General features: G+C 32.9%; 12 protein-coding genes. 8 read left to right on the plus strand and 4 right to left on the minus strand.

Features of this window, described 5'->3' with window-relative positions; translation table 11 throughout:
• From AC30RD_RS03470 to AC30RD_RS03480, 3 genes are all read left to right on the plus strand, one after another.
• On the plus strand, positions 1-169 hold a 169-nt coding region (locus AC30RD_RS03470; RefSeq protein WP_489492852.1), incomplete at its 5' end, for a CDP-alcohol phosphatidyltransferase family protein.
• A 100-nt stretch (positions 170-269) separates the two neighbouring features.
• Positions 270-1,334: an RIP metalloprotease RseP gene (gene rseP / locus AC30RD_RS03475; RefSeq protein WP_489492840.1), complete on the plus strand. Its 1,065-nt coding sequence runs from the start codon at positions 270-272 to the stop codon at positions 1,332-1,334.
• Positions 1,327-2,004 (plus strand): YggS family pyridoxal phosphate-dependent enzyme, encoded by a 678-nt coding sequence (locus AC30RD_RS03480; RefSeq protein ID WP_489492841.1) that lies wholly within the window; start codon positions 1,327-1,329, stop codon positions 2,002-2,004. The genes rseP and AC30RD_RS03480 overlap by 8 nt, the downstream gene beginning before the upstream one ends.
• 25 nt (positions 2,005-2,029) lie before the next feature.
• Here AC30RD_RS03480 and AC30RD_RS03485 read toward each other — a convergent pair whose 3' ends face one another.
• From AC30RD_RS03485 to AC30RD_RS03500, 4 genes are all read right to left on the minus strand, one after another.
• Positions 2,030-2,257, minus strand: a complete 228-nt coding sequence (locus AC30RD_RS03485; protein ID WP_489492842.1) for a hypothetical protein — start codon at positions 2,255-2,257, stop codon at positions 2,030-2,032.
• Complete coding sequence (locus tag AC30RD_RS03490) at positions 2,254-3,267, minus strand: DUF5644 domain-containing protein (RefSeq protein ID WP_489492843.1); 1,014 nt, start codon at positions 3,265-3,267, stop codon at positions 2,254-2,256. Before AC30RD_RS03490 ends, AC30RD_RS03485 begins: the two co-directional genes overlap by 4 nt.
• A 57-nt stretch (positions 3,268-3,324) precedes the next feature.
• On the minus strand, positions 3,325-4,404 hold the full coding sequence (gene truD, locus AC30RD_RS03495) for a tRNA pseudouridine(13) synthase TruD (RefSeq protein WP_489492844.1): 1,080 nt from the start codon (positions 4,402-4,404) through the stop codon (positions 3,325-3,327).
• Positions 4,405-4,674: 270 nt separating this feature from the next.
• Positions 4,675-5,493 carry a thiamine-phosphate kinase gene (locus tag AC30RD_RS03500; protein WP_489492845.1) on the minus strand — a complete coding sequence of 273 codons (819 nt, stop codon included), beginning with the start codon at positions 5,491-5,493 and terminating at the stop codon, positions 4,675-4,677.
• 128 nt (positions 5,494-5,621) lie between these two features.
• Here AC30RD_RS03500 and sdhA point away from each other — a divergent pair, with 128 nt between their 5' ends.
• From sdhA to AC30RD_RS03525, 5 genes are all read left to right on the plus strand, one after another.
• Positions 5,622-7,334, plus strand: coding sequence for a succinate dehydrogenase flavoprotein subunit (gene sdhA / locus AC30RD_RS03505; RefSeq protein ID WP_489492846.1), 1,713 nt, complete (start codon positions 5,622-5,624; stop codon positions 7,332-7,334).
• 12 nt (positions 7,335-7,346) lie between these two features.
• A complete protein-coding gene (locus tag AC30RD_RS03510) occupies positions 7,347-8,306 on the plus strand; it encodes a succinate dehydrogenase/fumarate reductase iron-sulfur subunit (RefSeq protein WP_489492848.1) in 960 nt (319 codons plus the stop codon).
• 7 nt (positions 8,307-8,313) lie between these two features.
• On the plus strand, positions 8,314-9,195 hold the full coding sequence (locus AC30RD_RS03515; RefSeq protein WP_489492853.1) for a CoB--CoM heterodisulfide reductase iron-sulfur subunit B family protein: 882 nt from the start codon (positions 8,314-8,316) through the stop codon (positions 9,193-9,195).
• Positions 9,196-9,343: 148 nt separating this feature from the next.
• Positions 9,344-9,727, plus strand: a complete 384-nt coding sequence (locus tag AC30RD_RS03520; RefSeq protein WP_489492849.1) for a class II SORL domain-containing protein — start codon at positions 9,344-9,346, stop codon at positions 9,725-9,727.
• Positions 9,728-9,787: 60 nt separating this feature from the next.
• On the plus strand, positions 9,788-10,094 hold a 307-nt coding region (locus AC30RD_RS03525), incomplete at its 3' end, for a uracil-DNA glycosylase (RefSeq protein ID WP_489492851.1).

Below are 10,094 nucleotides of genomic sequence, written 5' to 3' on the forward strand. Positions count from 1 at the left end.
AGGAAAAGAGGTAGCAGCCTCTTTTTTGGGAAAAATAAAAACTATCGTTCAAATGATAGCAATAGGCTTTTTGATAATGAACTGGGCAGGCGGCAACTTGCTTTTATGGATAGCTGTGATAATTACACTCTATTCTGGATATGAATATATTAAAGAATATCTAAAGTAATTAGGAATCGGGAATTAGGAATTAGTGAATTAATTTTTTTATTTTTTACCTAATTCCCAATTCCAAATTCCTAATTCCAAAATAATGTTTAAGGAGTTTTATGGGCATTTTGGTAAGTTTACTTGTATTATCATTTTTAATATTTTTCCATGAACTTGGACATTTTTTAGCAGCAAGATTTTTTGGGGTAAAGGTCGAGAGATTTAGTATAGGTTTTGGCCCCATACTTGCCAAAAAGTTTTATAAAGGAACCGAGTGGGCTATAAGCGCTATTCCTCTTGGAGGATATGTAAAGATGAAGGGGCAAGACGATTTAGACCCTACAAAAAGAAGTTCAGATCCAGATAGTTATAACTCTAAAAAACCTTGGCAAAGAATAGTTATACTTTTTGCCGGACCTTTTGCAAACTTTATCTTGGCGTTTTTATTATATTTTGCGATAGCTTTGATGGGTAGCAACACATTAGCTCCGGTTGTAGGCGATGTAATGAAAAATTCGCCCGCATTTGAAGCCGGGATAAAACCAAAAGACAAAATAGTAATGATTAATGATACAAAAATTATAAAATGGGAAGATATAAGCAAAGCTATATTAAAATATGAAGGGCCATTAAAAATAAAAATCATAAGAGATAATAAACCAATACTCCTAATAGTAAATCCAAAAATTTTAGAAACAAAAAATATATTTGGAGAAAAAGTTAAAAGAAAAATGATAGGTATCTCACCTTCTGGAGATACTATAATGATAAAATACTCGTTTTTTGAAGCTTTAAAAGTTGGTTTTGAAAAAACGATAGCCGCAAGCAAAATGATAATTGTTGGAATTGAGAAGATGATAGAGGGTGTTGTTCCATTAAAAGAGGTCGGAGGTGTTATATCTATTATGGATATTACGGCAAAAGCTTCTCAAATGGGCATTGTTGCGCTATTTTCTTTAACTGCTCTAATTTCAGTTAATCTTGGGGTATTAAATCTTCTTCCAATTCCAGCATTAGATGGTGGACATATCATGTTTAATCTTTATGAATGGATTACAAAAAAAGTTCCAAGCGAAGAGATGATATATAAACTAACTATGATAGGCTGGTTTATACTTATTATGCTTATGGGGCTTGGGATATATAACGATATAAACAGACTTATGGGAGTTTCAAATGGATAAATACAGACTTAGAGATAATTTTGATGAAATTATTCAAAGAGTAGAAAATGCAAGACTAAAAGTAAGCGAATATCATATAGTAAAAATAGTAGCCGTTAGTAAATATGTTTCTTCAAATGAAGTAAGAGCTTTGTATGAGCTTGGACAAAGAGCTTTTGGCGAAAATAGAGTGCAAGATCTTAAAGAAAAAGTTTCTCAAACTATGGATCTTCCTATAGAGTGGCACTTTATCGGTAGACTTCAAAAAAATAAAATCAACCATTTAATAGATTTAGATCCTTTTTTAATGCACTCTTTAGATAGCTTGGAATTAGCGCTGGAAATAGATAAAAGACTTGATAAAAAAGGCAAAAAAATGGACTGCCTACTTCAAATAAATAGCGCAAAAGAGGATACAAAAACAGGAGTAATGCCAGAACTTGCTTATGATGAATATTTAAAAATAATTGAAAATACAAAACATATAAACCTAAAAGGGGTCATGACCATAGGCGCTCATACAGATGATGAAGAGTTAATCAAAAAAAGTTTTGAAACTACCTATAAAATTTTTGAAACACTACAACCTCACGGCGCAAAAATATGCTCTATGGGGATGAGCAGTGATTTTGAACTGGCAATTGAGTGCGGATCAAATATGGTAAGAATTGGTAGTCTGTTTTTTAAATAAACTTTAAAAATACAAAATTTTATTTTTACGTTTCGCAACTTGGAGGCTCGGTATCGCAAACGCCTCCGCAATATTTAACTTCAAGCTCACTCAACGCCTTTTGCATCTCTGTTAAGATAAGTTTTGCGGCCAAACTTTCATCAAGCTCTGGTATATCCCAACCATATCTTTTCATCCACTTTTCAAAAACCTCTTTTGTATCTTCATGTATTTCGTCTGCGTATCTACACTCTTCTTTATATTCGGCTTTCATTTAACTTCCTCTTTTAAAATTGACTCTATTTCGCTAAAAGATACAATCTCCAAATATATCTCTCTATTTGTTGTTTTTTCAAAATTTTTAAAATTACTTCTAAAATATTTTGCATCCTCATCTTTAGCGCAAACCAAAATCTCAGCTGAATTATCCATAGCATCAAGCAATACCGCACCACCCTTTTTAAAAGCCATTTTCGGATTTACCTCAACCAAAGTTTGACCAGCCAAAGCTCTCTCTTTTGAAAACTCTATTATATTAGCTCCATAATTTTTTAAAATAGATTTTAATTTTTCGTCACCAAAATAAACCGCAACACTCAATCCTTTAATATTATCGATTTTTGGAGCTTTAGCCTCTTTTGAAAATTTATAAAAAATCCTCTCTAAAAATCCAACTTCCGGTTTTTTAGCCATATTTTTTAACTCATTTATAATATTAGAATAATCTTTTCCCATAAAAACTCTGTTTTCATATTCGCAATCCCAAAGTCCGCTAACATTTTCGCTTATCGCTTTTAAAATTTTATCTTTATTTTTTTCATCTCTTTTGATAATCTCATAAGCCACTATTAAAACCGCATCTCCTATATAATCTAAAGAATATTCAAAAGTAGCCGAAGCATAATGAACATCATATAAAGATTTAAAATATTGAAAATCCCGCTTATTTGCAAAAGGCTTAATTAATTCAAAAGCTTTATAAAAATCTTTATCATCGATAATTAAATCGTTTATCGATCTAAATTTTGATACCGGCTCTATAGTAAACTCTTTACCAAAATTTTTTACAATATCCTTAACTTTAATAAAACTGCTTACTACCTTATCTCCTATTTTAAGATAAAAATAGCCATCAAGATAGTCATAATTAAAATCTTGTTTTTTTATTAATTCGCATACTTTTTTAAGATTTGCATTCTCATCTATATCTAAATAAAAAGTTTTATAATAAGGAAGATAGTCCATTTTGGAGTTAAAAAACATTGCTTTTGCCTCTATTTTCATAAAAACTCCTTTATATCCTTCAATTGTTATCTCATTTTATCAAAAAAAAACTATTCTTTAGCTTTTTAAACTTCTATGGGCAATCTCTTCAAGCAAAACTGTTGCATAACTACCCTTTGGTAGAAAAAAACGCATCTCATACCAAGCATTTTTCTCTTTATACTCTCCTTGTATATTTTCGGGAAATACCCAAGCAAATCTTCTATCACCAAATATTTTTATTCTATCATCATCAAAATCTTTTTCTATCTCTCTAGCCAATCCAACGGCCCTTTTAGCTTTGATTCCTGGCAAAAGACCGGTAACCGTAATATCTCTACTCTCAAATCTTTTGGCCTCCTCTAATACTTCTTCGATATAAAAAAGCTTACCGAAAGGATAGTGTGAAGCGATATCGCCGGGTAAAATTTTAAAAAATTGACACTGCTTTTGTAACTCATCTATCATACTCCCTGGCAAATCAAGAAGAGTTTTTAACTCTTTTTTACTAAAATTGCAAGCAAATTTAGATATTTCAATCCTTTTTGATAGCCATAAATTAAAAAGATGACTTTGATAAGCGTTTATAAAAAGTTTTGATTTTTTTCTGTTTTTTTCTTTTATTTTCCCTTCAACCAATTTTTTTCCCAAAACAAAATTGTCTCCATCGATTCCAAATCTTTGATAACCAAAATAGTTAGGCATACCCTCTTTTTCTATTATTTTTAATATATTATCTATTTTTTTAGCATCAACAGGCATAACTTTTTTAACTCTTATAAAAAATCTATTTCCTTTTAAATGTCCGATTTTTAGTTTATTTTTGTGTCTATAAACCTCAACGATTTTTATATTGGGATGTGAAAAATTTTTCAGATTTTTTTCATATTTTTTGTTAATGGATATATATTGGTATGTTAAAGCATTTTTATCTTTAAGTCCAGCATATCCTATATCTTTAACTTTTACACCCACCTGCTCGCTAAAGATTTGAAGCATCTGCCAAGTTGTTAGATCTTTTTTTCTAACTTTCAAAATAAGATGTTCACCATCGTTGGTAAAAGGATATAAAGGCACCTCTTCTACCACAAAAGTTTCCGGGGATGATTTAAAATAAAAATTGATCGGCGAATGATCCAAAAAAAATAATCTATCCATTTGCATCCTTTAAAAAAATTGGCTATAAACCGCTTCTAATTTTCTCACCACTCAACTACTCAACTACTCAACTATTTTAACTATTTTAACCAAATTAGACATTGGACATTAGACATTGGACATTGGAAAATGGGAAATGGGAATTGGGAATTTGGAATTGGTCATTAGAAATTGAACCCTCTCTTACCCCCTTACCTCCTTACCACCTTACCCCCTTCTCCCTTCTACCTTCAGCCTTTCACCCAACCACTCAACCATTTTAACAAATCCTCAAAAGTGATGAGGTTTACATATATTTTTATAAGAAGCTCTTTTTGCTTTTGCAAAAACGGTTATTTTTGTTCTTGTTTTTTTTGAAATTTGCAAAATCTTTTTTAAATCCCTTTTGTCAAATGCAATCAGCAGTTCATACTCTTCTGCACTGCAACCTACCCTTTTAGGTATTTTTTTAAAAAATTTAAATCCAATCCTATTTAGTTTTGAGAGCTTATTTAAATCATCAAAAAGTCCATCACTTATATCCATAGCCGCTTTTATATACCTACTGGCCCTTCTCATAAAATCTTTTCTAATGATAGGCTTTTTAAATTTTGAATTTTTGCCTACTTTATACCCTCTTTGAAGTCTTTTTAAATCTTTTTGAACACTTCCCAAATCTCCGGTATAGGCCAACAAATATCCGCTCTTTATGGGACGTCTAAATATTGCTTTTTTATTTTGAGAAACTAAGGTTATTGAGATATCTATCTTATCTGAAGCCACGGTATCACCGCCAATTATCTCAATACCAAAATCTCTTGCCGTTTTTTTTATGCCCTCAGCCAACATTTCCATATATATAGGTTTTATATCTTTTGGAAGAGCAACCGATAAAAGAGCATATTTTGGTTTTGCGTTCATAGCAATAGCGTCAGAGATATTTACAAGCATCGCCTTTTGGCCTATTTCAAAAAAATTAAGCCAATCCCTTTTAAAATGAACATCTTCGTTAAAGGCATCCATACTATAGATAATATCATCTATTTTTGCCCCATCGTCGCCAATAAACTTATTATTAAATAAACTTATAAAAAAACTCTCTTTGTTCACCTTATAACTTCCTTTTTGATAAGTATTGTAACAAAGGAGCTCTTAAATCAAATCTTTGAAAATATTTTAATTTTTTTTATCTTTTGAAATGATATAATCAAAAAAATTTCATCATAAGGAATATTTGGATGGATATACCTATTATTAAAAAAGATGTTGTTATAGTTGGAGCAGGTCTTGCAGGATGTGCCGCTGCAAGAGAGCTAAAAAAGAATGGATATGACGTTTTAGTTCTTACTAAACTTCATCCACTAAGAAGTCACTCTGGAGCTGCTCAAGGGGGTGTAAACGCAGCCTTAAGCGAAGAGGATAATGTAGAACTTCATATGTTTGATACTATTAAAGGAAGCGACTATTTAGCCGATCAAGACGCTGTGGAACTGATGTGTTCAAAAGCTCCAGAAACTATCAGATGGATAGAGAGAATGGGAGCCGCATTTAGCAGAACTAATGAGGGGAAAATAGCTCAAAGACCCTTTGGCGGACAAAGCAAACCAAGAGCTTGTTTTGCAAAAGATAGAACAGGATTAACTCTTTTACAAACAATATATGAACAAGCCTTAAGAGAAGGGGTTGAGTTTTGGGATGAATGGTATGTGGCAGATCTTTTATATAAAGATTCTAAAGCTTACGGAGTCGTTGCTTACAATTTAAGAGATTCAAAACCTGCAATTTTTAATGCAAAGGCTGTCATGTTTGCAACTGGAGGTTATGCAAGAGCCTTTAAAATAAACTCTAACGCCCATGCAAACACAGGTGATGGCTTAAGTATCTTTGCAAGGCACGGACTACCTTTGGAAGATATGGAGTTTGTTCAATTTCACCCATCTGGCTTAGCGGGTAGCGGTATATTGATTAGTGAAGCTGCTAGAGGAGAGGGAGGAAAGTTATATAACTCACTTGGTGAGAGATTTATGGAAAAATATGCTCCCGAAAAAATGGAGTTAGCACCTAGAGATGTTGTTAGTAGAGCTATAGCAAACGAGATCAGAGAAGGCAGAGGCGTTGGTCCAGATAAAATGGCTGTTTATCTTGATCTAACGCATCTTGGTGAAAAAAAGATAATGGAAAGACTTCCTGAACTTAGGGATCTTGCGATCACATTTTTAGGTCAAGATATGGTGAAAGAGCCGATTATGATAACTGTCACGGCTCATTACTCTATGGGTGGAATTCCGGTAGATATAGAAGGACATGTAAGAAAAAATAAAGAGGAGTTTGTTGAAGGTCTTTATGCTGCTGGAGAGTGTGCGTGCGTTAGCGTTCACGGAGCAAATAGACTTGGCGCAAATTCATTGCTTGAGGCTCTCTTTTTTGGAAGACATGTAGGGCAAACCATAGCAAAAGATTTAGAAAAAATAAGCTGCCAAGAGGCAAGAAAACTAGAAGCCAATAAAATGCTTGAAGAGATGGAGTTTTTGCTTACAAACAACGGCAACGAAAAAACGGCAAACTTAAGAAAAGAGCTTCAAGATACGATGTTTGAAAATGCCGGTGTTTTTAGAACCGAAGAGTCTTTATTGAAACAGAAAAAGATCTTAAAAGAGTTAAGAGAGAGATTTAAAAATATTAGAATCGATGACAAATCAAAAACATTCAATACCGATTTGCAAGAAGCTATAGAACTTGGGCATATGCTTGATTATGCCGCTTTTATCGTTGAAGGTGCGATTGCTAGAAAAGAGAGTAGAGGTGCTCATTATAGAGAAGATTATACAAAAAGAGACGATGAAAATTTTCTAAAACATACTTTAGCTTATATGGATGAAGATGGAAATATTACATTAGATTATATGGATGTAACGCTTGGCAAATTTGAACCTCAAGAGAGAAAATATTAATAGGGGCAAAATATGAAAGTAACTTTAAAAGTGTTTAGATTTAACGCAGAAACAGATTATCTTCCCCACTATGATACTATCGAAATGGAGATAAATAAAGAAGACGTAGTCCTTGATGTATTAAATAAAATCAAGTGGGAACATGATGGAAGTTTTACATATAGAAGAAGTTGTAGGCACGGAATTTGCGGAAGCTGTGCTATTAAAGTAAACGGCAGAAGCACATTGGCTTGTAAAGAGAGAATGGTCGATATGATAGAACTTTTTGGAAACGAACTTACATTTGAACCAGTTTCCAAAAAAAGAGCGATTAAAGATATGGTAGTTGATAAAAGCGATTTTTGGCAAAAACATGACAGTATTATCCCATATCTTGTAGCCCAAATCGACGAACATCCAGAAAGTGAAAATATAGTAACACCAAAAGAAGCGGAAAAGTTAGAAGAGGCCGACTATTGTATTCAGTGCGGTTGCTGCTATTATGCATGTCCGGTTGTAAATGAAGCAAATGAAGACTATTTTGGTCCTGCAGCCCTTGTTAAAGCATATAGATTTAACGCAGATGTAAGAGATAATGATAAAAAGGATAGATTAAAAATAGTTGATAAACTTGGAGTTGGAGTTTGGGATTGTGTTAAGTGTTTTGAATGCACCGAAGCCTGTCCAAAAGAGATTGATCCTATGAGTAAAATCACAAAACTTCACAATCAGCTATTTTCAGAAGGTGTTGTTGAGAACAACGTTGCAAGTCGCCATGCGGTTGGATTTAAACACTCTATTCAAAAACATGGTATTTTAGATGAAGGTATGCTTGTAGCTTATAGTGAAGGATTTGCCGTTTTTAAACATATTCCGGAAGCTTATGCGATGTGGAAAAAAGGCAAAATAGTTATGCCATGGAATATGCCAAAATCTAAAAATCTAGATGAGATAAAAAAACTTATTCAAATCTCGTCTACAGCAAAATTTTAAAGGGTAAATCATGAGTTTAAAATATGCACTTTATACAGGATGTACCGCAAGAGAAAGTACACCAGAACTTTTAAAATCTACTTTAGCCGTAGCAAAAAAACTTGATATCCAAATAGTTTTACTCGATGAAGCAAGCTGCTGTGGAGCTAGCCATCTCCAAGATTTTGATGATTTTTTAAGTTTAGTCTTAAACGCAAGAAATATCTGTTATGCTGAAAAACTGGATCTTCCCATGATAACGATATGTAATACATGCCAACTAAATACGGCATTAACAAAAAAAAGACTTGATGAAAATGAAGAACTTAAAGCAAAAGTAAACGAAAAATTAAACGAAGTTGGTCTTGAATATAAAGGAACAGTAAGTGTAAGACACTTTTTATACGCACTTATTGAAGATTACGGTCTTGATAAAATAAGGCAAAAAGTAGTAAAACCTCTAAGTCAATTCAATATAGCACCTTTTTACGGATGCCACAATATAAGACCTAGTGAACTACATCATTATACAAATAAAACTAAAGAATCTGCATACGCACCCACTAGTTTAGATGATTTAATAGAGGCTTTGGAAGGAAATAGCGTAGATTATGAACACAAAAACAGATGCTGCGGTTTTCATGTTGACCTTCAGGCTCCATCCACAGCCAATAGACTAAGCGGAAACGCTTTAGTAGATGCGATAGATAATGATGCAGATATGATGGTAACCCCTTGTCCTCTTTGCCATCTAAATCTTGACGTAAAACAGCATGCCGCATCAAAAGAGGTTGGAAGAGATATAAATCTTCCGGTTTTACATCTTCCTCAACTCATAGGTCTAGCTCTTGGATGCACTCCAGATGAACTTGGACTAAAACATAATGTCACTTCCGTAAATATAGTTTAAGAAGAGCTATTGGCTCTTCTTTTAAAAAGCCAAATCAAATCTTTTGAAAAATAAATTTTAAAAAAAAATAAATAAGACTATTTTTATCCTAATTTAATATTGTTCAGGTAAAATATTGGTGTGACAAAAAAATAACAAGGAGGCCAAAATGCCAAAAATAAATAGATATGTAGATATCAGTGAAGTAGAAAGAGAATCTAAAAAAGATTATATTGATAGACACTCTCCTTTTGTTCATTGTGAAAGCACTGCAAAAAAAGGAGAAAAATTTAAAGTAAAAGTTAAAGTCGGAAATGAATATTCTCATCCTGATGATTTTGACCATTATATTGCTTATGTTCAATTATGGGATGGAGAGAGACTTCTTGGAGAGGCATCTTTTACACCTGGAACACTTGGAAACGAAAAAAGTCAAGTAGAGGTAGATTTTTATATTATACCTCAAAAAAACCTTACTTTAACTGCTATGAGCTACTGCACAAAACATGGACTTTGGGAAAGTGACCCTGTAAAAGTTGAAGTTACCGAATAATAAAAACGGGCTTTTGCCCGTTTTAGCTACTTTTAACTACTTTTAAGATATCATTTTTTTATGAACGATCTTCAAAAAAAAGAGATATTAAAAAACCTAATTTATCTAAAATGGCTCGGATATGACTATATAGACCCTATAGAAATTTCAGAGGATAATACTCAAAATCTGCCTAACTCTTTGGAAGAGTTAAAAAAAATAGTTTTAAACTGTCATCTTTGCGATTTAGCAAAAACAAGAAAAAATGTTGTTTTTGGCGAAGGAAATCCCCACGCAACATTAATGTTTATTGGAGAGGGTCCGGGAGCAAGCGAAGATGAAACAGGTAGACCCTTTGTCGGAAGGGCTGGACAGCTTTTAACTAAAA

The sequence above is a fragment of the Nitrosophilus sp. genome, from assembly GCF_982775275.1.